Source organism: Bradyrhizobium sp. BR 10289, assembly GCF_019455385.1.
Taxonomy (GTDB): Bacteria; Pseudomonadota; Alphaproteobacteria; order Rhizobiales; family Xanthobacteraceae; genus Bradyrhizobium.
This window is the reverse complement of sequence record NZ_JACOFR010000007.1, coordinates 162,156-184,755: the sequence shown is the minus strand read 5'-3', so window position 1 is coordinate 184,755 and position 22,600 is coordinate 162,156. Positions and strand designations below refer to the sequence as shown.

Genomic DNA, 22,600 nt, shown 5'->3' with positions numbered 1-22,600 from the left:
ATGCCGCATCGCGTCCGGGACACGAGTAGCGAGCTACGCCACCCGCCACTCCGGCACGCCGTCCGCGGCCATCGCGATCTCGCCGAGCGAGCCCACCGGCGTGCGATCCATGTTCAGCAGGTGCGCCAGCGTCGCACTATCGCCCGCCGGAATCCGCGCCAGCGTCCGCTGGTCGGCTTCCGTGCGCAGCATCACCACGCCGTGCTCGACATCGCCGCCACGGCCATAGAGCACGGTAAAGCTCTCCACCTTGCCCTTGCCCGAGGCCTCGTCAACGAACTCCGGCGCCGCGCGCTTGTTACGATCAGCCTCGCCTTGCACGCTCGTCTCCTGCGCCAGCGCCTCGCGCGGCGGCGCCTTCGACACAACCAGCGCATGGTGCTTGGTGACGAAGCCGCCCTGTCCGTAGAGCAGGCCGAGCTTGTCGCCACCACGCACCCGCCGCACCATCGCGCAGGCCGCATGCGTCATGTAGGTGTTGAGCGGCGCGCCGAAGAAGGTGAGGCCGCCGGTCACCGTCGGCTGCACGTCGGCGGAAAGGCCGAGCGTCCGCCGTGCCATCTTGGGCACGCAAGGAAAGCAGCTGTAGAGTTCGATCGCATCGAATATCTTGCCATCGCCGCCGGCGAGATCCATCACGGCCTTCAGCACCGCGTTCTGCGCGTGGCTCTCGTAAAACTGGTCGCGCAAGAGGTAGTCGCGCGGCTCCTCCGCCGAGGCGCCGCCGAGCGGATAGACCACCTTCTCCTCGGCAATGCCGAGCGCGCGCGCCTTGGCGAGGCTCGTGAGCAGCAGCGCGCCGCCCATGTTGACGCTGGGGTTGGCGACCATCAGCTTGTTGTAGGGCCATGCGATCAGCCGGTTGTCCGCCGTCGGCGTCGTGATCTCCTCCGGCGCGTAACGCCGCTTCAGCCAGGCGTTTGGATTTCGCGCGGCGGCGTCCGAATAGCGCGACCACAGCATGCCTGATTCCGCCATGGCTTCGCGCGGCGTCTGGCCCCAATGCGCGGAGGAGGCGGCCTCATAGAACGGATAGACCGTGACGGGCCGGAACACGCCGAGCTTCACGGCGAGGGGCTTCTGGAACGCCGCGCCGCGCTTGGGCTCCTCGACGTCATGGGCGAACGGCGTCCATGGCAGCTTGGTGCCGGTGCGCTCGGCCTTGGTCGCGGTCGACTGCGCCTCGGCGCCGCAGACCGCCGCGACGCTGCATTCGCCGCGCGCGATGCGTTTTGCGGCTTCGTGGATGTAGCGGATCGGGCTCTCGCCGCCGACCGGGCCGTAATAGCAATGCGCCGGCGTGACGCCGAGGCGCTGCGCCAGCAGCTTCTCCGGATCGCGATAGCGCCAGCTGAGGAAGTTGACGACGTCGAGCGACTGCACCTCGCCGAGCAGCTTTGCGCCCGCGTCTGCCTCGGCACGCAGTAAGGCCTGTTCGAGCAGATCGAGCGGCTCGAGGCCGATGGTGATCTCCGTGGGGCGGTCGACGATCTCGCCGATTCCAACGATGACGGGGATGCGGTCTTCGGGGATTTTGGTCTTGGTCATTGCTTCTTGCTTTACGATTTGAACCTCAGCCACGCCGTCGTCCTTCGAGGCTCGCTGCGCCGTGCTATGCACCGCGCTGCTCGCACCTCAGGATGACGGCTACGGAGTAAACGTCATCCTGAGGTGCGAGCCGAGCCACGCTTGCGGCGCTTGGCGAGCCTCGAAGGATGGGCCGCGAACACGCCGCCAGCCACACACACAGTCACTCCGCCACCAGCGCATTCATGTGCTCGACGGCTTCGGCGAACTCCTCCTTGAATTCCTGCACCACCGCGCCGGCCGACTTCACGCTGTCAATGAGCCCGACGCCCTGGCCCACGAAGTAGCCGACGAGGTCGCGCGCCCTCGCGTTGCCGCTTGCGGCCGCACGATCGATCGCGTGGAAGGCGTCGCGGCTGATGATGCTTTGCAGCGGCATCGGCAGCGCGCCGGGGCTGTCGGGCGCGCGGTCCCAGGCATCGGTCCAGACCGAACGGAGCTGCCGCGCCGGCTTGCCGGTGCGGCCCTTCGAGCGGATCGCATCGCGCGAGGACGCCGCGATCATCTTCTCGCGAAAAATCTCCGTGGTCTCGGCCTCGACGGTGGCGAGCCATACCGAGCCGGTCCAGGCACCGGCCGCGCCCATCGCCATGCAGGCCGCCATCTGCCGCCCGGTCATGATGCCGCCGGCGGCCAGCACCGGCACGTCGCGGATCGGCTTGATCGCCTTGATCACCTCCGGCACCAGCACCATGGTCGAGACCTCGCCGCAATGGCCGCCGGCCTCGGTGCCTTGCACCACGAGGATGTCGACGCCGGCCGCGACCTGGCGCAGCGCGTGCTCCTTGGCGCCGACTAGCGCAGCCACCGGTACGTTGTGCTTTTTCCCCATCTCGATCATCGCCTTCGGCGGCACGCCCAGCGCATTGGCGATCAGGCGGATCGGATGATTGAAGGAGACCTCGAGCAGCTCCAGCGCCGTCTTGGCATCGAACGGCTGCGGCTGGTTATCGGCCACTTCAGTGGTGGTCAGCTCGATATCGTACTTCTTGAGGAGATCTCGCGTGTAGTCGCGGTGCTGCTGCGGCACCCGCGCTTCCAGGCTCTTCCAAGTGACGTCCTTCTCGCCCGCGGTCGAGATGTTCTCGGGGATCAGCACGTCGATGCCGTACGGTTTTCCGTCGACGTGGTCGTCGATCCATTTCAATTCGCGTTCGAGCGTATCGGGCGTGTGCGCGGTGGCGCCCAGCACACCAAATCCGCCGGCGCGGCTGACCGCGGCAACGACGTCGCGGCAATGGCTGAAGGCGAGCAGCGGGAACTCGATGCCCAGCATGTCGCAGATCGGCGATTTCATGGCTCTCTCCCGGCGGCCGTTGCGACGACGCTAGTCCATCGTCATCCGCGATGCCACGCCGGATTCGGCCGTGCATCTTGCGTGTAGACGCCACGCGGCAACCAGCCATTCCGCTGCACAAAATAAGCCGGCGGACCTCGTCCGATTTGCCTCTTGCGCTTTCGCAGCCTTGAGAGAATGCTCGCATCCAACAACAGAAAGCAGAAAAGGGAGCGCCAAGCGATGTCGCCAGCACAAGCGGGTCGGTCCGAGGCCACCGAAGCCTACGACGTGGTCGTCGTCGGCGCAGGGTTTGCCGGCATGTACATGCTGCACCGCCTGCGCGGTCTCGGCTTTTCGGCGCGCGTCTACGAGCAGGGCGGCGGCGTCGGCGGCACCTGGTACTGGAATCGCTATCCGGGTGCGCGCTGCGACGTCGAGAGCATGCAATATTCCTACTCGTTCTCGGAGGAGCTCCAGCAGGAATGGGACTGGAGCGAGCGCTACGCGCCGCAACCGGAGATCTTGAAATACGCCAACCACGTCGCCGACCGTTTCGATCTCCGCCGCGACATCCAGTTCGACACGCGCGTGGAGCGCGCGATGTTCGATGAACATGCAAAACGCTGGTCGGTGACAACATCCGGCGGCAAGACGGTGCAGGCGCAATTCGTCGTGCTCGCCACCGGCTGCCTGTCCAACGCGCGCAAGCCCGACATCAAGGGCCTCGAGAAATTCAAGGGCCCCGTCTATCACACCGGCAACTGGCCGCACGAAGACGTCGACTTCACGGGCTTGCGCGTCGGCCTGATCGGCACGGGATCGTCGGGCATCCAGTCTGCGCCCGTCATCGCCGGGCAGGCAAAGCATCTCACGGTGTTCCAGCGCACGGCGAATTTCTCGATCCCCGCCCGCAACGCCGCGTTGACCGACGAGGAGCGCGAGACATTCCGCAAGAAATATCCGGAGATCCGCCGGTTCGCGCGCGAGGTCGCGCGCAACGGCATCTATGCCGAGCAGCCCGATCGCGGCGCGCTCGACGACAGTGACGATGTCAGGGCCGGCAAGTACGCGGCGCGCTGGGAGCGCGGCGGGCTGACCTTCATGTATGTCTACAACAATCTCGGCCTCGACCGGACCGCGAACGACACGGCGGCCAACTTCGTGCGCGGCAAGATCGCGGAGATCGTGAAGGATCCCGCAACCGCAAAGCTGCTGCAGCCGAACAGCCATCCGATCGGCACCAAGCGCATCTGCGTCGACACCGATTATTTCGCGACCTTCAACCGCCCGAACGTCTCGCTGGTCGACATCAAGGCAAATCCGATCGAGGAGATCACTGCGAATGCCGTCCGCGTTGCAGGCGTGGACCACGAGGTCGATGCGCTGGTGATGGCGACGGGTTTTGACGCCATGACCGGCTCGGTCGCCAAGATCGACATCACCGGCCGCGGCGGGCTAACGCTGAACCGGAAATGGGAGGAGGGGCCAAAGACCTATCTCGGCCTGATGAGTGCGGGCTTTCCCAACCTCTTCATCATCACCGGCCCCGGCAGCCCGTCGGTGCTGTCGAACATGATCGTCTCGATCGAGCAGCATGTCGACTGGATCGCCGACTGCCTTCTCCATATGCGCCAGAACGGCCTTGCCACGATGGAGGCGGGCCGGGAGGCCGAGGAGAAGTGGGTGGCGCATGTCAACGAGGTCGCCAGCGGCACGCTCTATCCGCAGGCCAATTCCTGGTACATGGGCGCCAACATCCCCGGCAAGCCACGCATCTTCATGCCCTATATCGGCGGCGTCGGCGTCTACCGCCGGATCTGCAACGAGGTCGCCGCCAAGGGATATGAGGGGTTTGTGATGGAGGCCGAGGCGCCGCCGCTCCGGCTGGCCACAGGCCAGGTTGCATGACGCCGCCTTCAGGCCCGCGCCGGACGCAGAGCCGGCGGGGCTTGCCATCTTCCGCTGGCGGGCTAATTAATGCAGACGCATCTTTCCGCCGGAGCCCCCGCATGACCGACGCCCCCGCCTACGTGCCGCCCAAAGTCTGGACCTGGAACAAGGAGAATGGCGGGCAGTTCGCCAGCATCAACCGCCCCATCGCCGGCCCCACCCACGACAAGGAGCTGCCGGTCGGCAAGCATCCCCTCCAGCTCTATTCGCTGGCGACGCCGAACGGCGTGAAGGTGACGGTGATGCTGGAGGAGCTGCTGGCGCTCGGCCACAAGGGGGCCGAATACGACGCCTGGCTGATCAAGATCGGCAACGGCGACCAGTTCGGCAGCGGCTTTGTCGAGATCAACCCGAACTCGAAAATCCCCGCGCTGATGGATCGTTCGGGGCCGGAGCCGATCCGGGTATTCGAATCCGGCTCGATCCTGTTCTACCTCGCCGAGAAGTTCGGCGCCTTCCTGCCGAAGGAGATCAAGGCCCGCACGGAGGCCATGTCCTGGCTGTTCTGGCAGATGGGCAGCGCGCCCTATCTCGGCGGCGGCTTTGGCCATTTCTACGCCTACGCGCCGTTCAAGATCGAATACGCCATCGATCGCTTCGCGATGGAGGTCAAGCGCCAGCTCGACGTGCTCGACCGTCGCCTCGCCGACAACGAGTACCTCGCCGGCAAGGACTACACGATCGCCGACATGGCGGTGTGGCCGTGGTACGGCGCGCTCGCCAAGGGGCTGGTCTACGGCGCCGGCGAATTCCTGTCGGTGCAGGATTACAAGAACGTGCAGCGCTGGACCGACCAGATCGCGCAGCGCCCCGCCGTGAAGCGCGGCCGCATGGTCAACCGCATCTCCGGCGATCCCGCCAGCCAGCTCCACGAGCGCCACGACGCCTCCGATTTCGAGACGAAGACCCAGGACAAGATCGCGCCCGCGACGTAATTGCTTTCGCCGCTCCCCGCTTGCGGAGAGAGGCCGACGCGCGCGCGTGCGGCGGGTGAGGGGGAGCAGATATCGCAGGGTGGGCAAAGCGAAGCGTGCCCACGAAAATCATGTGACCTGGCAAGATTGGTGGGCACGGCGCAAACGCGCCTTTGCCCACCCTACCGATCCTCCCGAGCAGGGAAGAGGCGAAGCCTCACGCCATGCTCAGCTCATGGCGTCCCACCACCATCCAGTGCACCTCGTCCGGACCGTCGGCAAAGCGCAGATGCCGCACGTCCTGGTACATCTCGGCGAGCGGGGTCCAGTGCGAGATGCCGGTGGCGCCGTGCATCTGGATCGACTGGTCGATGATCTTGCAGGCCCGCTCGGGCACCATGGCCTTGACCATGGAGACCCAGACGCGGGCCTCCTTGTTGCCGAGCACGTCCATGGCCTTCGCCGCCTTCAGCACCATCAGCCGCATCGCCTCGATCTCGCAGCGCGCCTGCGCGATGATCTGCATGTTGCCGCCGAGATGGGCGATCTTCTTGCCGAAGGCTTCGCGGGTGAGGCCACGCTGCACCATCAGGTCGAGCGCCTTCTCGGCCTTGCCGATGGTGCGCATGCAGTGATGGATGCGGCCCGGGCCGAGGCGGAGCTGCGAGATCTCGAAGCCGCGACCTTCGCCGAGCAGCATGTTCTCCTTCGGCACGCGCACATTGTTGAAGCGCATGTGCATGTGGCCGCGCGGCGCATGATCCTGGCCGAACACGTACATCGGCCCGAGCACCTCGACGCCCGGCGTATCGCGCGGCACCAGGATCTGCGATTGCTGCTTGCTCGGCGGCGCGTCCGGATTGGTCTTCACCATCACGATGAGGATCTTACAGCGGGGATCGCCGACGCCGGAGATGTAGTACTTCTCGCCGTTGATGACCCATTCGTCGCCGACCAGCTTTGCGGTGGTCGAGATGTTCTTGGCGTCCGAGGAGGCGACGTTCGGCTCGGTCATGACATAGGCGGAGCGGATCTCGCCGTTGAGCAGCGGCTTCAGCCACTTATCCTTCTGCTCCTTGGTGCCGACACGCTCCAGCACCTCCATGTTGCCGGTATCAGGCGCCGAGCAGTTCATGGTCTCGGAGGCCAGTGGGCTCTTGCCGAGCTCGGCGGCGATATAGGCATAGTCGAGATTCTTCAGGCCCTGGCCGGTCTCGTCGTCGGGCAGGAAGAAGTTCCAGAGACCTTCCTTCTTGGCCTTGTTCTTGGCGACCTCGAGCACCTCCAGCTGCTTCGGCGTGAAGCTCCAGCGATCCTGCTTGCCTTCGCCCGCCTTGGCGAACTCGATCGACATCGGCTCGACGGTGTCGCGGATGAATTTTTTTACGTGGTCGTAGAGCGGCCGGACCTGGTCCGACATCCTGAGGTCGTTGAGCTCGTCGCCGGGGTTGAGGGTGTAGTTGGTGGTGCGGGGAATGTAGGCGTGTTTTGTCATTGTTCCTCCCGGGGGCACTGAGATCGCGTTGAAGGTGAGAATAGTCGCAGCGCCACGAAAGTGCGAGCGCGTATTTTCCCGCGCGAGCCATGCCATGCGATGGAATTTCGCGAGGCGTTTGAAATGTTGTTTGAATGGTGATGAAGGGACGCGGCGTTCGGGCCGCATTCTCCGCTGTCATCGCCCGGCGAAGACCGGGCGATCCAGTACTCCGAGACAGCAGCGATTGAGCCGATAGGTCTCGGCGTACTGGATGCCCCGGTCAGGCCGGGGCATGACAGCGGTGGTTGCCGCTCAGCTAGTTCGCCATCCGGTGCATCGCGCAGATCTTGTTGCCGTCGAGGTCGCGCAAATAGGCGAGATACAGCTTGTTGCCCGCGCCCTCGCGGATGCCGGGCGGATTTTCGATCGGCGTTCCGCCGGCGGCAACGCCCGCGGCGTGCCATCTGTCGACCTGCTCGGGCGAGTTGGCGGCGAAGCCGATGGTACCGCCGTTCGCGCAGGTTGCCGGCTCGCCGTTGATCGGTTTCGTCACCGAGAACACACCGGTCCTGGTGATGTAGAAGATGCGGTGGCCGTCGACTTTGGCCGGGCGAACTTCGAGCGTGCTCAGCAGCTGGTCGTAGAACGTCTTGGCCTTGTCGAGGTCGTTGGTGCCGATCATGACGTGTGAGAACATTTGCCCATTCCCCTCATTCTGTAGCCCGGATGGAGCGTAGCGAAATCCGGGTCTTGCTTACTTACAGAAAGCCCCGGATTGCGCTGCGCTCCATCCGGGCTACAAGAATCAGAACGCCGTATAGCCGCCGTCGATCACGAACGTATCGGCGGTGTGATACGACGAGGCCTTGCTCATCAGATACACCGCGATGCCGCCGAAATCGCTCGGCTCACCGAAGCGGCGCTGCGGAATGCGCGGCATCACGTTGGCGACGAATTTCTCGTTGCCCATGAGACCCGCGGTCATGTCGCTCTTGATCCAGCCGGGCAGGATCGCATTCGCGGTGACGCCGTGGCGCGCCAGCTCGACGCCGAGCGCGCGCACCAGCGCGTTGATCGCGGCCTTGGTCGCCGCATAATGCTCGTTGCGCGCGGTGCCGAAGATCGAGGCGAGGCTCGAAGTCGCAACCAGCCGGCCGAAGGGATCGCCGGCGCCGGCCCGGTCGACCATATGTCGCGCGGCCGCCTGGAACGCGTGAAACACACCGTCCAGATTGGTCGCGAACATCGAGCTCCATTCCTCCTCGGTGCGGTCGATGAAGGAGCGCCGTCCGCCGCCGCCGATGCCGGCATTGGCGAAGCAGCCGTCGACCCGGCCGAAGGCATCGATCGTTGCCTTCATGGCCGCGTTGACGGAGGCGGGATCGGTGACGTCGCAGACGCGGGTCTCGACCTTGCCTGAAAGCCCCGCCATGCTCGCGGCAGCAGTCTTGTTCTTGTCAGCATTGCGGCCCCAGATCGAGACGTTGCAGCCCTGGCCGGCGAGGGCCTGCGCGATGCCGAGCCCGATGCCACCATTGCCGCCGGTGACCACGGCGACGCGGCCGGAGAGATCGAAAAGGTTCATGGCGCGTCTCCCGTGTTTTTGGTGAGGCTTTTCGTATGCCGCGCATCAGCCGGTGCGCGCAAGATCATGCGATATGACGGTGGGGTATGCTTGTCCCACCATGGACAAGACCGCGCCAAAAATCAAATATGCGGGCCGGCAAAACTAAATTCCGGTCTGCGAAACATCGCCGGCCGCAACCGACGAGGAAACCATGCAGTTCAAACATGTCACGCTCGATTTCGATGGCTCGGTCGCGATCCTCCGGCTGGACCATCAGGAGGTGATGAACGCGGTTTCCGTGGACATGCTCGGCGGCCTCGCCGAGGCGCTCGACACGATCGAGGAAAAGAAGGACGAGGTGCGCTGCGTCGTGCTGACCGGCGCGGGGCGGGCGTTCTGCACGGGTGCGAATCTGCAAGGTCGCAACAATCAATCGAAGAAGACAAAGGCCGGCCTGACACTGGAAACCGGCTTTCATCCGTTCCTGCGCCGCATCCGCAATCTGCATTGCCCGATCATCACCGCGGTCAATGGCCCGGCGGCGGGCGCCGGCATGAGCTTCGCGCTGCTCGGCGACATGATCTTGTGCGCGCGTTCCTCTTACTTCCTGCAGGCGTTCCGCCGCATCGGTCTCGTGCCGGATTGCGGCTCGACCTGGCTGCTGCCGCGCCTGGTCGGCCGCGCCCGTTCGATCGAATTGTCGCTGATGGGCGAGCGGCTGCCGGCCGAGAAGGCGCTGGAATGGGGCCTCGTCAATCGCGTCTATGACGACGGCGTGCTGATGGAGGAGGCGATGAAGCTCGCGCGTGATCTCGCCAGCGGTCCGACGGTGGCGCTGTCGCTGATTCGCAAGCTCTATTGGGATAGCCCGGAAAATTCCTTCGAGGACCAGCTCAATCTCGAATTCCAGTGCCAGCTTCGCGCCGGTGACACCCAGGATTTCCGCGAGGGTGTCGGCGCCTTCCTGGAGAAGCGGCCCGCGCAGTTCCAAGGAAAATGATCGAGGCGGAGCTTTCGCGCAGCGTTCAGCGCTGGTGTCCGGGCGCGACCGGCGTCACTGGTGCGGCAAAGCTGTCCGGCGGCGCCAGCCAGGAGACGTGGCGCTTCGACATCACCCATCCCGACGGGCCGATCGGCGCGATCCTGCGGCGCTCGCCGAAGGGATATGGTGCAGCACCAACGCGTGCGGCGGGCCTTGCCGCCGAAGCGCAATTGATGCAGCTCGCCTTCGAGGCGGGCGTGCCGTCGCCGCGCGTGATGCATGTGCTGAGCGCTGAGGATGATCTCGGCACCGGCTTCATCATGCAGCGGGTGGAAGGCGAGACCATCGCGCGCAAGATTCTTCGCGATGAGGAGTTTGCGGCGGCGCGGCCACTGCTCGCGCGGCAGATCGGCGGCATTCTCGCGGGCTTGCACAGGCTGCCGCAAGACAAATTGCCGGAGCTGCGGAGTCGCGGAGCGACCCAGGAGATCTCCGAGTTCGACCGCGACTACCGCAGCCTGAACTGGCCAAAGCCCGTGTTCGAGCTGGCCTTGCGCTGGCTGCGCGATCACGATCCCGGCCCCTCAGTCGAGACCACGCTGGTGCACGGCGATTTCCGCAACGGCAATCTCATCATCGGTCCGGACGGCGTGCGCGCTGTGCTCGACTGGGAGCTCGCTCATCTCGGCGACCCCATGGAGGATCTCGGCTGGGTCTGCGTCAACTCCTGGCGCTTTGGCGAGATCGACAAGCCCGTCGGCGGTTTTGGCACGCGCGATGAACTGTTCGCGGGCTACGAGGCCGCCGGCCGCAAGGTCGATCCCGCGCGCGTCAAGTTCTGGGAAGTGATGGGGACGCTGCGCTGGGGCATCATGTGCGGCGGCATGATGCAGCGTTTTCGCGAGAGCCCCGATCACTCCATGGAACGCGCCATGATCGGCCGGCGCGCCAGCGAAACCGAGATCGATCTGTTGCGGCTGCTGTCGCCGCGCGGGAGCTGACACATGCAGGACGAACCGACACCGGTCGAGCTGACCAAGGCGGTGGCCGACTTCCTCCGGAACGACATCACGCCGCTGATCTCGGGCCATCAGTCCTTCAAGCTGCGCGTCGCCATCAACATCCTCGACCTCGTCACGCGGCAATTGACGCAGGAGGAGGGGAGTGATGCGAGGGAGGTGGAACGGCTGCGCGCGTTGCTCGGGATGGACGGCTCAGTCACCGAGCTGAACCGCGCGCTGGCGGACCGTATCGCCAAGGGCGAGGTCGATCTGGCCACGCCAGGCCTTGCCGAGCACCTGTGGGCAACCACGATGGACAAGCTCGCCGTGGACCAGCCGAATTATGCCTCGTACAAGCGAGAGCTGGGGCGAGAGGGGTAGGCTGACGCCTTACTCTCCGCTGTCATCGCCCGCGAAGGCGGGCGATCCAGTATCCCAGAGGCCGTAGTGAGATACGGAGAAGCTGCGGCGTACTGGATGCCCCGGTCAAGCCGGGGCATGACACCGGTGGTGTTGCGGCGTCTCGCTTGCGAAACGGAGAGACCGCCCTTACTTCCCCACCCATTTCGGCGGCCGCTTCTCCGAGAACGCCTTCGGCCCCTCGATGTAATCCTGCGAGGCCACCATCGCCTTCACCGCCGGATAGTCCCGCTGCTCCGCGATCGCCTGCTCCAGCGACACGGCAAGCCCCTTCTGGATGGTCTGCTTGGAGGCGCGGATCGACATCGGCGAGTTCTTGGTGATCATCTCGGCCCAGCGCAGCGCGCCCGACAGCGCCTCGCCCTGCGGCACCACCTCGTTGACGAAGCCAAGCTCAAAGCCTTCCTTGGCGCCGACATGGCGCGCGGTGAGGATCATGCCCATGGCGCGCTTCAGCCCGATCTGGCGCGGCAGCCGGTGCAGGCCGCCGGCGAGCGCCGCCAGGCCAACGCGCGGCTCGGGCAGGGCGAAGGTCGCATTCTCCGCGGCGATGATGAGGTCGCAGGCGAGCGCGATCTCGAACCCGCCGCCCATGGCGACGCCGTTGACCGCGGCGATGATCGGCTTGTCGCAATCGAAGCGCGCGGTGAGGCCGGCAAAGCCGCTCTTGTCCCAGCCGCGCTTTCCTCCCGCCGCCTGCCATTTCAGATCGTTGCCGGCGCAGAACGCCTTGTCGCCAGCGCCGGTGACGATCGCGACCCATTGCTCGGGGTCCGCGGCAAAATCGTCGAACACTTTTTGAAGCTCGAAATGCGCGTCGGTGTGTAGCGCGTTGTAGACCTCGGGCCGCGACAGCGTGACGATCGTGATCGGCCCCTTGCGTTCCACCTTTGAGAATTTCAGCTCCATCGCGCGCTCCCCGCATGTTCTCGTGAAGGAATATGGGCGTCATACTAGCGCGCGGCGGCACCGCAGCACCATCGAATTGCGCAATGCGCCTTGCGCAGCCGGCACGCCTCGCTTTGCTTGACTTGGATACGCACTTCTCACCTTAATCGCACGAAGCGAAAACGCGCCTAGCGCCTTAACGCAAAACGATAAGATCAATCCGGGAGAGAGCCTGTGGATTTCGCACTGCCAGCCGATCTCGTCGCCTATCTCGCAGAGCTCGACCGTTTCATCGACCGCGAGATCAAGCCGCTGGAACAGGCCGACGACAACATCCGCTTCTTCGACCATCGCCGCGAATGGGCGCGCACCGATTTCGAGAATGGCGGCTTGCCGCGTCATGAATGGGAAGCGCTGCTGCGCAAGGCCAAGGATCTTGCCGATGCCGCCGGCCATCTGCGCTTTCCGGTGCCGAAGCAATATGGCGGCAAGGACGGCTCCAATCTCTGGATGGCGGTGATCCGCGAGCACTTTGCCGCCAAGGGCCTCGGCCTGCACAACGATCTCCAGAACGAGCATTCCATCGTCGGCAATTTCCCCGTCGTCACCATGCTCGACCGCTACGGCCGGGACGACCAGAAGGCGATGATCGACGGCTCGATCAGGGGCAAGTACCGCATCACGTTCGGATTGACCGAGCCGCATCACGGCTCGGACGCGACCCACATGGAGACGCGCGCGGTGCCGGCCACGCGCGACAACGTCAAGGGCTGGATCATCAACGGCGAGAAGATGTGGACGACCGGCATGCATGTCGCCACGCATTGCGCGTTGTTCGCGCGGACAAGCGGCAATGACGGCGATGCCCGCGGCATCACCTGCTTCCTGGTGCAGGCCAAGAGCCCCGGCGTCAGGATCGAGGAGTACATGTGGACCTTCAACATGCCGACCGACCATCCCCGCGTCAGCTTTACCGACGTCTTCGTGCCCGAGGATGCGCTGTTCGGCGAGGTCGGCCGCGGCCTGTCGCTGGCGCAGTGTTTCGTCCACCAGAACCGCATCCGCCAGGCGGCGAGCTCGCTCGGTGCGGCCGTCTACTGCGTCAACGAAAGCGTCAAATACGCCCGTGAGCGCAAGCCGTTCGGCCGCGCGCTGGCCGAGAACCAGGCGATCCAGTTCCCGCTGGTCGAGCTCGCCACGCAAGCCGAGATGCTGCGCCTGTTGATCCGCAAGACTGCCTGGGAGATGGACCAGCTCACCGAGGAGCAGATCGAGCGCACGCTCTCCGACCGCGTCTCCATGTGCAACTATTACGCAAACCGCCTCTGTTGCGAATCCGCCGACCGCGCCATGCAGGTCCATGGCGGCATGGGCTATTCACGCCACAAGCCGTTCGAGCACATCTATCGCCACCACCGCCGGTACCGAATCACGGAGGGCAGCGAGGAGATCCAGATGCGCAAAGTGGCGGGGTTTTTGTTCGGGTATATGGGGCCGGGGAAGCATTGAGATTCGCCGGTCTCGTGTCTCGGACGCGCTGCAGCGCGCAGCGCTGCTGCGCAGAGCCGGGACCCATGCTTGTACGGGGCGTCAAGCGCTCTGGGCCTCGGCTCAGCAGCGCACCACACCGGACGATGCTGCCCATCGCCGGGAGTGCTGCGCTGCGTCCGGGGCACGAGACAGTGTTCACCCCCGCTTCGCCCGATCCTTCTCGTTCTGCGCCATGATGCTCTCGCGTGCGGTCTTCCAGTCGTCGTCGCTCCAGTCGCGGAGCTGGTAGAAATTGCCGCCCATCGCGAGCGCCTGCGCGCCGTCCATGGCGATGGTCTCGCCATTGATCCAGTCGCAGCCGCCGGAGATCAGGAACACCGCGACGTTCTGCAATTCCTCCATGGTGCCGACGCGCCCCATCGGGTTCATCGCTTTGGTGCGCGCGCCGGCTTCGTCACCCGGTTTGATGCGCTTGCTCATGCCTTCGGTCGGGATTTCGCCCGGCGCGATGGTGTTGAGGCGGATGCCGTAACGGCCCCATTCGGCAGCGAGCGACATCGTCATCGCATGGATCGCCGACTTGCTCATCGCCGACGGCACCACGTAAGGCGAGCCGTTGCGCACCCACGTTGTGGTGATCGACACCACGTTACCGGGCTGCTTTGCCGCGATCCAGCGCTTGCCGACGGCATGCGTCACGTAGAACGTGCCGTGCATCACGATGTTGGCGACCGCATCGAAACCCCGCGGCGACAGCTCCTCGGTGCGGGAGATGAAATTGCCGGCGGCGTTGTTGATGAGGTCGGTGAGGGGACCGTCGCGAAAAATGTTCTCGATCATCTCCTCGACCGCGAGCGCATTGCGGATGTCGACGCCGTGGCTGGTGACGCGGCCGCCATACTCGGCCATCAGCTCGGTCGCGGTCTCGTCGCAAACGATCTTGCGCCGGCCGCAGATGTGCACCTCGGCGCCGAGCTGGAGGAAGCGCGCCGCCATCGACTTGCCGAGCCCGGTGCCGCCGCCGGTCACGAGAATGCGCCGCCCAGCCAGAAGATTTTCCTTGAACATGGCTGTTTCTCCCGTACCTATCGTCAGTTAATTGGTCGATTGACTAAATCCGTCCGCCAGCTTTCTGTAAAGCGGCACCGAACAAGAACAGGCAAGAACCAGGGGAGAATTCATCCATGGAAGAACGCGTCTCGATCTCGATCTCGGAAGGCGTCGCCGACGTGCGCCTGGTGCGCGCGGACAAGATGAATGCGCTCGATCAGGCGATGTTCGAGGCCCTTGTCGCGGCAACCGAGCGGCTGTCGAAGGAAAAAGGCGTGCGCGTCGTCGTGCTCTCCGGCGAGGGCCGCGCCTTCTGCGCCGGTCTCGACATGGGGCGTTTTGCCGCCATGAAGGAAAAGGGCGGCAACGGAATTCCGGGCGGCGAAAATCGCGATCTCACCAAGCGCACGCATGGCCAGGCGAATTTTCCGCAACAGGCTGTCTGGGGATGGCGCCAATTGCCGGTGCCAGTGATCGCGGCTGTGCACGGCGTCGCCTTCGGCGGCGGTTTTCAGCTCTCGCTCGGGGCCGACATGCGCTTCCTGAGCGCCGATGCGCGGATGTCGATCATGGAAATCAAATGGGGTCTCGTGCCTGACATGGCGGGTACGCCGATCCTGGCTTCGCTCGTGCGCGACGACATTTTGCGCGATCTCACCTATACGGGCCGCATCTTCTCCGCGCAGGAGGCGATGACTTATGGTCTGGCGACGCGCATCTGCGATGATCCGCGCGCGAGCGCCCTCGAAGTCGCGCGCGAGATTGCCGGCAAGAGCCCCGATGCGATCCGCGCAGCGAAGCGGCTGCTGAACAATCTCTCGGTCGATCCCGGGCCGGCACTGCTCGCCGAGTCCGTCGAGCAGCAGAAGCTGATCGGAAGCCCGAACCAGACCGAAGCCGTGCGCTCCAATCTGGAGAAGCGCGCGGCGAAGTATGTGGATTGAGTTCGTCAGTCCGGGATGCGCCGCAGGCGCAGGCCCGGAATCCATTGAGCCGCATTCCATGCCGCGAAATGGATTCCGGGTTCGATGCTGCGCATCGCCCCGGAATGACGGCCACGAACAACAAAGAAAAACACATGAGCGAAACGTCCAACTTCCTCGGCATCGTTTCCGGCGATCGCCGTCGCGCCCACACTGAGGTCGCCGCTCGCGCCGACCGCATCGCCTCCGGCCTCGCCAGGATCGGCGTCCGCCAAGGCGATTGCGTCTGCATGCTGATGCGCAACGACATCGCCTTCCTCGAAGCCGCCTACGCCGCGATGCGGCTCGGTGCCTATGGCGTTCCGATCAACTGGCACTTCAAGCCGGAGGAGATCAATTACATCCTCGGTGACACCGGCACATCCGTGCTGATCGGACACGCCGACATGCTGCACGCACTGCGCGACGCGATCCCGAAAGGCGTCACCGTACTCAGTGTGCCGACGCCGCCGGAGATCCGCAAAAACTACAAGATCGATCCCGATCACCTGACGACGCCGGACTTCGCGATCGATTTCGAATCCTGGCTCGCGCAATTCCCGCCCTATGACGGTCCGGTCGTGCCACAGCCGATGAACATGATCTACACGTCGGGCACGACGGGCCACCCCAAGGGCGTGCGCCGCAATGCGCCGACGCCGGAGCAGCAGGCCGCGGGCGAGCGCATGCGCGCGATGATCTACGGGCTCAAGCCCGGTGCCCGCGCGATCCTGCCTGGCCCGCTCTATCATTCCGCGCCGAACTCGTTCGGCATCCGCGCCGGAAAGCTTGGTGGGGTACTGGTGCTGATGCCGCGCTTCGAGGCGGAAGAATTTCTCGAGCTGATCGAGCGCTACAAAATCGACACCATCTTCATGGTGCCGACCATGTTCATCCGCCTGATGAAGCTGCCCGAGGCGGTGCGCAAGAAGTACGACGTCTCCTCGCTCCGCCACGTCATCCATGCCGCCGCGCCGTGCCCGGCCGACGTCAAGCGTGCCATGATCGAATGGTGGGGGCCGGTGATCTACGAATTCTATGGTTCGACCGAATCCAGCGCCGTCACCTTTGCAACCTCCGAGGACGCGCTGAGGAAGCCCGGCACGGTCGGCAGGATCTCGCCCGGCGCCGAGCTGCGCTTCATCGGCGACGACGGCCGCGTGCTCGGCGTCGGCGAAATTGGCGAGATCTATTCGCGCATGTCCGACATGGCCGACTTCACCTACCACAACAAGCCGGAGAAGCGCGCCGAGATCGACCGCGACGGCTTCATCACCTCCGGCGACGTCGGTTATATCGACGAAGACGGCTACGTCTTCATCTGCGACCGCAAGCGCGACATGGTGATATCAGGCGGCGTCAACATCTATCCGGCCGAGATCGAGGCGGTGCTGCACGCGGTGCCCGGCGTGCACGATTGCGCGGTGTTCGGTATCCCCGATGCGGAGTTCGGCGAGGCGTTGATGGCGGTGGTCGAACCGCAGCCGGGTGTTAAGCTCGATGAAGCTTCCATCCGCGCGAGCTTGAAAGCCCATCTGGCCGACTACAAGGTGCCCAAGCACATCGAGATCCGCGCGGGCCTGCCGCGCGAAGACTCCGGAAAGATCTTCAAGCGCCGCCTGCGCGATCCCTATTGGGAGCAGGCGGGGCGGAAGATTTGACAGTATCGTAGTATCGTAGGGTGGGCAAAGCGAAGCGTGCCCACGAAAATTCGCTTACCGAGACAGTCGTGGGCACGGCGCAAGCGCGCCTTTGCCCACCCTACGAGAGCGAAGCGCCCTCAACCAGCTCCCCACCGACGAACAGCAGGAACGACCTTCCCGGCACCTTGTAGACGCTGTCGAACTCGAACCGTGCCCCAGAGCCGCCGTCTCCCACATTGGTGTCCAGCAGCAGTGACCAGCACGGACCCGCCGTGGTGTGCGGCAGCTTGAAGTCGACCTCGCCCTCGTAACTGTTGAGGATGATCAGCACGCTGTCGTCCTCGCCGCGGCGTGCGATCGCGGTTTTGCGCGCGCGACCGTCGAGCACCACGCCGAAACACTTCAGCCAGCCGCTCTCCCAGTCGGCACTCGACATCTCGCTGCCATTGGCGTTGACCCAGACCACGTCGCGGATGTCGAGCTTTGCGTCATGTGCACCGGTGAGGAAACGGCTGCGGCGCAGGATCGGATAGTCACGGCGGAGCTGGATCACGCGTCTGGTGAACGCGAGCAGCTTCTGCGCGTCCTCGCCAAAATTCCAGTCGAACCAGGAGATGTCGCTGTCCTGGCAATAGGCGTTGTTGTTGCCCTGCTGGGTGCGGCCGAATTCGTCGCCGCCAAGCAGCATCGGCGTTCCCTGCGACAGCAGCAGCGTCGCCAGCATGTTGCGCTTTTGCCGCTCGCGTAGCGCAGTGACGTTCTGATCGTCGGTCGGCCCCTCGACGCCGCAATTCCAGGAGCGGTTGGTCGAATTGCCGTCGCGGTTGCCCTCGCCATTGGCTTCGTTGTGCTTGTCGTTGTAGCTCGCCCAGTCGTTCAGCGTGAAACCGTCATGGGCCGTGATGAAGTTGACGCTGGCCCATGAACGCCGTCCTCCCCACCGGCCGAAGATATCGCCTGAGCCGAGCAGCCGCGTCGCCAGCGCAGACGGCGGCGCCTCGCCGCGCCAATAGTCGCGCACGGTGTCGCGATATTTGTCGTTCCACTCGGCCCAGCCCGGCGGAAAGCCGCCGACCTGGTAGCCGCCGGGGCCGCAATCCCAGGGTTCGGCGATCAGCTTCACAGTCGATAGCAAAGGATCCTGGTCCATCGCCTTCAAGAACCCGCTCTGCTCGTCGAAGCCGTAGACCTCGCGCGCGAGGATGGTGCCGAGATCGAAGCGGAAGCCGTCGATATGCATGTGGCCGGCCCAGTAGCGCAACGAGTCCATCACCATCTGGATCACGCGCGGATGTGACAGGTTCACCGTGTTTCCGGTGCCGGTGTCGTTGATGTAATAGCGCCGCCGGTCCGGCAGCAGGCGGTAATAGCTGGCATTGTCGATGCCCTTGAAGGACAGCGTCAGCCCGAGCTCGTTGCCCTCGGCGGTGTGGTTGTAGACGACGTCGAGGAACACCTCGAGCCCCGCGCCGTGCAGCTTCGACACCATCTCCTTGAATTCGCGCAAGGAGTTCGGCACGTCGGAGGCATAGCGCGGGTCCGGCGCGAAGAAGCCGATGGTGTTGTAGCCCCAGTAATTGACGAGGTTCTTGCGGAGCAGATTGTCGTCGTTAATGAAGGAGTGCACCGGCAAGAGCTCGATCGAGGTCACGCCCAGCGAGGTCAGGTGTGCGATCATCTCGGGCGCGGCAAAGCCCGCATAGGTGCCGCGAAGATTCTCCGGCACCGCAGGGTGCTTCTTGGTAAAACCCTTGACGTGGGTCTCGTAGACAATGGTCTCGTCCCAATGGACGTTCTGCCGCGCCGCTTCGGCCTGCCAGTCGAAATCGGGATCGACCACGACGCATTTCGGCATGAACGGCGCGCTGTCGCGTTCGTCGAAGGTGGTGTCGTCGCCGGTCTCCATCCTGTAGCCGAACACCGCCGGATTCCAGGTCAGGCTCCCGGCATGGGCACGCGCATAGGGATCGAGCAGCAGCTTGTTGGGATTGAATCTGTGGCCGGCGTCCGGATGGTAGGGGCCATAGACGCGGTAGCCGTAGAAGGTGCCGGGCCCGACGCCAGCGATGTAGCCGTGAAAAACCTGGTCGGTATATTCCGGCAGCTCGAAGCGGTGAGTCTCGCGGTCGCCGTCGAACAGGCAGACCTCCACCTTTGTCGCGTTGGCGGAAAACACCGCGAAGTTCGTACCCTTGCCGCTCCAATGGGCGCCGAGCGGATAGGGCAGGCCTTCCTCGATGATCAAATCGGTCATGTGAACCCCCCAGGCCCCAACGGGCGCGACGGCAACGCCATTGCGCCAGAATGTTTCAAATGCCGTGCCATTCTGGGTGCTGCGTGCGTCAATTCAATGAAGCGAGAGCGGGATTGTACCGGTGTGAGCCGATGGCTGTCTTCGCAGCGACGATTTTCGCACCTATATAAAGGGGGTCATCGACCAGGGATAATGCCATGACCCCCGTTTCCATCCTGCTCAACATCCTCTGGATTCTCATCGGCGGCGCCTGGATGGCGTTCGGCTGGCTGGTCGCTGCGGTCATCATGGCCGTCACCATCATCGGCCTGCCCTGGGCGCGGGCGGCCTTCAACATCGCCGTCTACACGCTGATGCCGTTCGGCTCTCGGGCGGTCAGCCGCTACGAGGTCACCGGCGTCGAGGACATCGGCACCGGCCCGCTCGGGGTGATCGGCAACATCATCTGGTTCGTGCTGGCCGGCTGGTGGCTGGCCCTCGGCCACCTCGTGACCGCGCTGGTTCTCGCCGTCACCATCATCGGCATTCCCTTCGCATGGGCCCACCTCAAGCTCGCCGGCATCGCGCTCTGGCCGATCGGCAAGGTGATCGTGCCGGCGTAGGGTGTGTAAGTGAAGCTTGTGGCCTGCAGCGTGGGCAAAGCGACTTGTCCGCCGTAGCTCGAAGAGCGAAGGCGGAAGCGTGCCCACGTCCTACCTATTTGGTGCGAAGACGTGGGCACTGCGCTTCCCGCCTTCGCCCACCCCACGCGCTGCCTGATGTCGGCAGTGCCGAGGCCTGCAGCTCTGCCAATCCCTTGGCGGATCCGAGGAATCGCGGCGGCCCGGGATCGGCATTAACCGAATCTTTGCAAAACATTGAGGGCATTCAACCAGGGGTCGCGACGTGGAATCTCTGTTTACCTAATGCGGTATAGTGGTGCTGCCAGCCTGATTGAAGAGGTTTGCGGCAATGTCTGTTACCGCCACCGCTGCGGAGTCGGACAGCGGACGCGTTCCGCTGTCGGTGAAGATCGCGTTCACTGCCTTCATGGCCGTTCTGGTACCGGTCTATGTCTATTGGTACGGTCCGACCAATTTTCTCTATTTTTGCGACGTCAGCCTGGTCCTGACGCTCATCGGAATATGGACCGAAAGTGCACTGCTGATCTCGATGTCTGCCGTGGGCCTCCTGCTGCCGCAAGCGTTCTGGATGCTCGACTTCGCCGCCCGATTCAGCGGCTACTCGCTGATTGGCATGACCGACTACATGTTCATCTCGGAGCACTCTTTCTTCCTGCGATTTCTGTCCGGCTTCCACGGCTGGTTGCCGCTCCTGCTTGTTTTCCTGATCTGGCGACTCGGTTATGATCCACGCGCGCTGCTCAGGTGGAGCGTCTTGGCGTGGGCGCTCCTGCTCACCTGCTATTTTCTGATGCCGCCGCCGACACCCAATCCCGGCATGACGCCGGTCAACATCAATTACGTCTTCGGGCCGAGCGATACCGCTCCTCAGAGCTTCGTGCCGCCGCTGGTCTGGCTTGCCGGCCTCATGATTGGTCTTCCGCTGTTCGCTTTCATCCCGACGCATTTCATTCTGTTGCGTCTTGCACCGCAAGCCGCGCCGGTTGATCGACGTGGAAATTGAGACGGTGGCGTACCCGTTTTATCTCGTAGGATTGCAGCAACGTTTCCGGGGGGCTGATTGACGATATCGCGAAGAAGCGTCCTCAAGGGAGGACTTGCCCTGGCGGTCGCCGGAGCGGTGCCGGCGCGTGCCGAATTCACCCCCCGAACCATCGTCAACGATGCCAGCCGGCTCAATCCGACGGCGGTTGCGCGGCACGTGGCGTTCAAGGCAACGCCGACTGACGACGTCGTCGGACGAATTCGGAAAGAGATTGCCGCCGCTGCCGCGGAAGGACGCCCCTTCGCCATCGGCACGGCGCGTCACTCGATGGGCGGCCAATCGATTCCTAGGGATGGCGTTGCCGTCACCCTGACCGGCGGGCACATCGAACTCGACAAGGCGCGGATGACGTATCGCGTCGGCGCCGGCATGCGCTGGTTCGAGGTGATCCGGGCACTCGACGCGCAAGGCTTCTCACCGGCGGTGATGCAGTCCAACAGCGACTTCGGCGTCGGCTCGACCTTCTGTGTCAATTCGCACGGCTGGCCGACACGCTACGGTCCGTTCGGCGCTACGGTCAGGTCGGTGCAGATCGTGACCGCCGGTGGCGAACTCGTAACATGCTCGCGCACCGAAAACGCCGACCTTTTTGCGCTCGCGATGGGCGGCTATGGTCTGTTCGGCGCGATCGTCGAAGCCGAGCTCGATATGGTGCCGAATCTGTCGCTCGAACCGTCTTACGTCCGGATGAATCCGCTGCGTTTTGCCGACGCTTTCATCAAGGCGGTCGAGACCGATCCGGCGGTACGCATGGCCTATGGTCGTCTTTCGGTTGCGCGCGAGAGCCTGTTCGACGAAGCGCTGCTGATCACCTATCGTCCCGCCGCGACACAGCCGTCGCCGCTGCCGGCAGCAGTCGATCATTTCGCGTTGAGCGGCTTCGCACGCAATGTCTACCGGGCGCAGACCGGGCATGAATGGGCGAAAAATTTCCGCTGGTTCATGGAGGCGTCCGTCAGTCCGTCCATTGCGGGTGCGGCCACGCGCAACACGCTGATGGTGGAGCCCGTCGTCAATCTGGCGTCCGGAGACCACACGCGCACCGACATCCTGCACGAATATTTCGTGCCGCCGGATCGCTTCGCAGGTTTTATCGATCTATGCAGGGCCGTCATCCCGAAGGCAAAGGCTGAATTTCTCAATGTCACGTTACGCTATGTCGACGCCGATCCGGTCGCTGTGCTGGCCTATGCGCCGCAGAAGCGGATCGCGGCCGTGATGTCGTTCTCGCAGAAGATCAGCCCTGAAGGCGAAGCCGACATGATGACGATGACGGAAGCGCTGATTGAAGGCATCAAAGACCTCGGTGGTGCATTCTACCTTCCTTACCGCCTGCATGCGCGGCGCGATCAGGTGCGCTCGATCTATCCGCGCGCGGAGGAATTCATTGCAGCCAAACGCAGGCTCGATCCATCGCTCGTGTTCCGCAACATGATGTGGGATGCCTATTTCGCGTGAGGATATCAG

19 protein-coding genes are annotated in these 22,600 nt (G+C 64.2%); 11 read left to right on the top strand and 8 right to left on the bottom strand.

Annotation, left to right across the window (positions count from 1 at the left end; all coding sequences use genetic code 11):
• Positions 1-33 precede the first annotated feature (33 nt).
• Positions 34-1,548, bottom strand: coding sequence for an acetyl-CoA acetyltransferase (locus HYH08_RS14905; protein WP_220010566.1), 1,515 nt, complete (start codon positions 1,546-1,548; stop codon positions 34-36).
• A gap of 202 nt (positions 1,549-1,750) precedes the next feature.
• Positions 1,751-2,884 carry a nitronate monooxygenase gene (locus tag HYH08_RS14900; RefSeq protein ID WP_220010565.1) on the bottom strand — a complete coding sequence of 378 codons (1,134 nt, stop codon included), beginning with the start codon at positions 2,882-2,884 and terminating at the stop codon, positions 1,751-1,753.
• Between the two features lie 222 nt (positions 2,885-3,106).
• Between HYH08_RS14900 and HYH08_RS14895 the strand changes: the two genes are divergently transcribed.
• The gene (locus HYH08_RS14895) at positions 3,107-4,774 is read left to right on the top strand and encodes a flavin-containing monooxygenase (RefSeq protein ID WP_220010564.1); all 1,668 of its coding nucleotides are present in this window, start codon (positions 3,107-3,109) and stop codon (positions 4,772-4,774) included.
• A gap of 101 nt (positions 4,775-4,875) precedes the next feature.
• Positions 4,876-5,751 carry a glutathione-dependent disulfide-bond oxidoreductase gene (yghU, locus tag HYH08_RS14890; protein ID WP_220010563.1) on the top strand — a complete coding sequence of 292 codons (876 nt, stop codon included), beginning with the start codon at positions 4,876-4,878 and terminating at the stop codon, positions 5,749-5,751.
• A gap of 196 nt (positions 5,752-5,947) precedes the next feature.
• Here the strand turns inward: yghU and HYH08_RS14885 are convergent, their stop codons facing one another.
• From HYH08_RS14885 to HYH08_RS14875, 3 genes are all read right to left on the bottom strand, one after another.
• A complete protein-coding gene (locus tag HYH08_RS14885) occupies positions 5,948-7,225 on the bottom strand; it encodes an acyl-CoA dehydrogenase family protein (RefSeq protein WP_220010562.1) in 1,278 nt (425 codons plus the stop codon).
• A gap of 298 nt (positions 7,226-7,523) precedes the next feature.
• The gene (locus tag HYH08_RS14880; RefSeq protein ID WP_220010561.1) at positions 7,524-7,904 is read right to left on the bottom strand and encodes a VOC family protein; all 381 of its coding nucleotides are present in this window, start codon (positions 7,902-7,904) and stop codon (positions 7,524-7,526) included.
• A gap of 108 nt (positions 7,905-8,012) precedes the next feature.
• A complete protein-coding gene (locus HYH08_RS14875) occupies positions 8,013-8,792 on the bottom strand; it encodes an SDR family NAD(P)-dependent oxidoreductase (RefSeq protein WP_220010560.1) in 780 nt (259 codons plus the stop codon).
• 193 nt (positions 8,793-8,985) lie between these two features.
• On the opposite strand from HYH08_RS14875, the gene HYH08_RS14870 reads away from it, so the two are divergent.
• From HYH08_RS14870 to HYH08_RS14860, 3 genes are read left to right on the top strand one after another with little or no spacing between them, the layout of a single operon-like run.
• Entirely contained in the window at positions 8,986-9,774 is a 789-nt protein-coding gene (locus tag HYH08_RS14870; RefSeq protein ID WP_220010559.1) for an enoyl-CoA hydratase/isomerase, read from the top strand.
• The gene (locus HYH08_RS14865) at positions 9,771-10,757 is read left to right on the top strand and encodes a phosphotransferase family protein (protein ID WP_220010558.1); all 987 of its coding nucleotides are present in this window, start codon (positions 9,771-9,773) and stop codon (positions 10,755-10,757) included. The genes HYH08_RS14870 and HYH08_RS14865 overlap by 4 nt, the downstream gene beginning before the upstream one ends.
• A gap of 3 nt (positions 10,758-10,760) precedes the next feature.
• Positions 10,761-11,138: a DUF6285 domain-containing protein gene (locus HYH08_RS14860; RefSeq protein ID WP_220010557.1), complete on the top strand. Its 378-nt coding sequence runs from the start codon at positions 10,761-10,763 to the stop codon at positions 11,136-11,138.
• A gap of 168 nt (positions 11,139-11,306) precedes the next feature.
• Here the strand turns inward: HYH08_RS14860 and HYH08_RS14855 are convergent, their stop codons facing one another.
• Positions 11,307-12,086, bottom strand: a complete 780-nt coding sequence (locus tag HYH08_RS14855) for an enoyl-CoA hydratase-related protein (protein WP_220010556.1) — start codon at positions 12,084-12,086, stop codon at positions 11,307-11,309.
• Between the two features lie 213 nt (positions 12,087-12,299).
• Between HYH08_RS14855 and HYH08_RS14850 the strand changes: the two genes are divergently transcribed.
• Positions 12,300-13,574, top strand: a complete 1,275-nt coding sequence (locus HYH08_RS14850) for an acyl-CoA dehydrogenase family protein (RefSeq protein ID WP_220010555.1) — start codon at positions 12,300-12,302, stop codon at positions 13,572-13,574.
• 177 nt (positions 13,575-13,751) lie between these two features.
• On the opposite strand, the gene HYH08_RS14845 is transcribed toward HYH08_RS14850, so the two are convergent.
• The gene (locus HYH08_RS14845) at positions 13,752-14,624 is read right to left on the bottom strand and encodes an SDR family oxidoreductase (RefSeq protein ID WP_220010554.1); all 873 of its coding nucleotides are present in this window, start codon (positions 14,622-14,624) and stop codon (positions 13,752-13,754) included.
• A 116-nt stretch (positions 14,625-14,740) separates the two neighbouring features.
• Here HYH08_RS14845 and HYH08_RS14840 point away from each other — a divergent pair, with 116 nt between their 5' ends.
• Positions 14,741-15,550, top strand: coding sequence for a crotonase/enoyl-CoA hydratase family protein (locus HYH08_RS14840; protein WP_220010553.1), 810 nt, complete (start codon positions 14,741-14,743; stop codon positions 15,548-15,550).
• A 134-nt stretch (positions 15,551-15,684) separates the two neighbouring features.
• The gene (locus HYH08_RS14835; protein WP_220010552.1) at positions 15,685-17,229 is read left to right on the top strand and encodes an acyl-CoA synthetase; all 1,545 of its coding nucleotides are present in this window, start codon (positions 15,685-15,687) and stop codon (positions 17,227-17,229) included.
• Between the two features lie 100 nt (positions 17,230-17,329).
• Here the strand turns inward: HYH08_RS14835 and glgX are convergent, their stop codons facing one another.
• A complete protein-coding gene (gene glgX, locus HYH08_RS14830) occupies positions 17,330-19,465 on the bottom strand; it encodes a glycogen debranching protein GlgX (RefSeq protein WP_220010551.1) in 2,136 nt (711 codons plus the stop codon).
• A gap of 197 nt (positions 19,466-19,662) precedes the next feature.
• On the opposite strand from glgX, the gene HYH08_RS14825 reads away from it, so the two are divergent.
• From HYH08_RS14825 to HYH08_RS14815, 3 genes are all read left to right on the top strand, one after another.
• The gene (locus HYH08_RS14825; protein ID WP_220010550.1) at positions 19,663-20,067 is read left to right on the top strand and encodes a YccF domain-containing protein; all 405 of its coding nucleotides are present in this window, start codon (positions 19,663-19,665) and stop codon (positions 20,065-20,067) included.
• Positions 20,068-20,416: 349 nt separating this feature from the next.
• Positions 20,417-21,091: a hypothetical protein gene (locus tag HYH08_RS14820; protein WP_220010549.1), complete on the top strand. Its 675-nt coding sequence runs from the start codon at positions 20,417-20,419 to the stop codon at positions 21,089-21,091.
• Between the two features lie 57 nt (positions 21,092-21,148).
• Positions 21,149-22,591, top strand: coding sequence for an FAD-binding oxidoreductase (locus HYH08_RS14815; protein WP_220010548.1), 1,443 nt, complete (start codon positions 21,149-21,151; stop codon positions 22,589-22,591).
• The last annotated feature ends 9 nt before the right edge of the window (positions 22,592-22,600 follow it).

Bases quoted from the DNA above. Each gene is read 5' to 3' on its own strand.
- HYH08_RS14905 (WP_220010566.1), bottom strand. From the start codon at position 1,548: ATGACCAAGACCAAAATCCCCGAAGACCGCATCCCCGTCATCGTTGGA.
- HYH08_RS14900 (WP_220010565.1), bottom strand. From the start codon at position 2,884: ATGAAATCGCCGATCTGCGACATGCTGGGCATCGAGTTCCCGCTGCTC.
- HYH08_RS14895 (WP_220010564.1), top strand. From the start codon at position 3,107: ATGTCGCCAGCACAAGCGGGTCGGTCCGAGGCCACCGAAGCCTACGAC.
- yghU (WP_220010563.1), top strand. From the start codon at position 4,876: ATGACCGACGCCCCCGCCTACGTGCCGCCCAAAGTCTGGACCTGGAAC.
- HYH08_RS14885 (WP_220010562.1), bottom strand. From the start codon at position 7,225: ATGACAAAACACGCCTACATTCCCCGCACCACCAACTACACCCTCAAC.
- HYH08_RS14880 (WP_220010561.1), bottom strand. From the start codon at position 7,904: ATGTTCTCACACGTCATGATCGGCACCAACGACCTCGACAAGGCCAAG.
- HYH08_RS14875 (WP_220010560.1), bottom strand. From the start codon at position 8,792: ATGAACCTTTTCGATCTCTCCGGCCGCGTCGCCGTGGTCACCGGCGGC.
- HYH08_RS14870 (WP_220010559.1), top strand. From the start codon at position 8,986: ATGCAGTTCAAACATGTCACGCTCGATTTCGATGGCTCGGTCGCGATC.
- HYH08_RS14865 (WP_220010558.1), top strand. From the start codon at position 9,771: ATGATCGAGGCGGAGCTTTCGCGCAGCGTTCAGCGCTGGTGTCCGGGC.
- HYH08_RS14860 (WP_220010557.1), top strand. From the start codon at position 10,761: ATGCAGGACGAACCGACACCGGTCGAGCTGACCAAGGCGGTGGCCGAC.
- HYH08_RS14855 (WP_220010556.1), bottom strand. From the start codon at position 12,086: ATGGAGCTGAAATTCTCAAAGGTGGAACGCAAGGGGCCGATCACGATC.
- HYH08_RS14845 (WP_220010554.1), bottom strand. From the start codon at position 14,624: ATGTTCAAGGAAAATCTTCTGGCTGGGCGGCGCATTCTCGTGACCGGC.
- HYH08_RS14840 (WP_220010553.1), top strand. From the start codon at position 14,741: ATGGAAGAACGCGTCTCGATCTCGATCTCGGAAGGCGTCGCCGACGTG.
- HYH08_RS14835 (WP_220010552.1), top strand. From the start codon at position 15,685: ATGAGCGAAACGTCCAACTTCCTCGGCATCGTTTCCGGCGATCGCCGT.
- glgX (WP_220010551.1), bottom strand. From the start codon at position 19,465: ATGACCGATTTGATCATCGAGGAAGGCCTGCCCTATCCGCTCGGCGCC.
- HYH08_RS14825 (WP_220010550.1), top strand. From the start codon at position 19,663: ATGACCCCCGTTTCCATCCTGCTCAACATCCTCTGGATTCTCATCGGC.
- HYH08_RS14820 (WP_220010549.1), top strand. From the start codon at position 20,417: ATGTCTGTTACCGCCACCGCTGCGGAGTCGGACAGCGGACGCGTTCCG.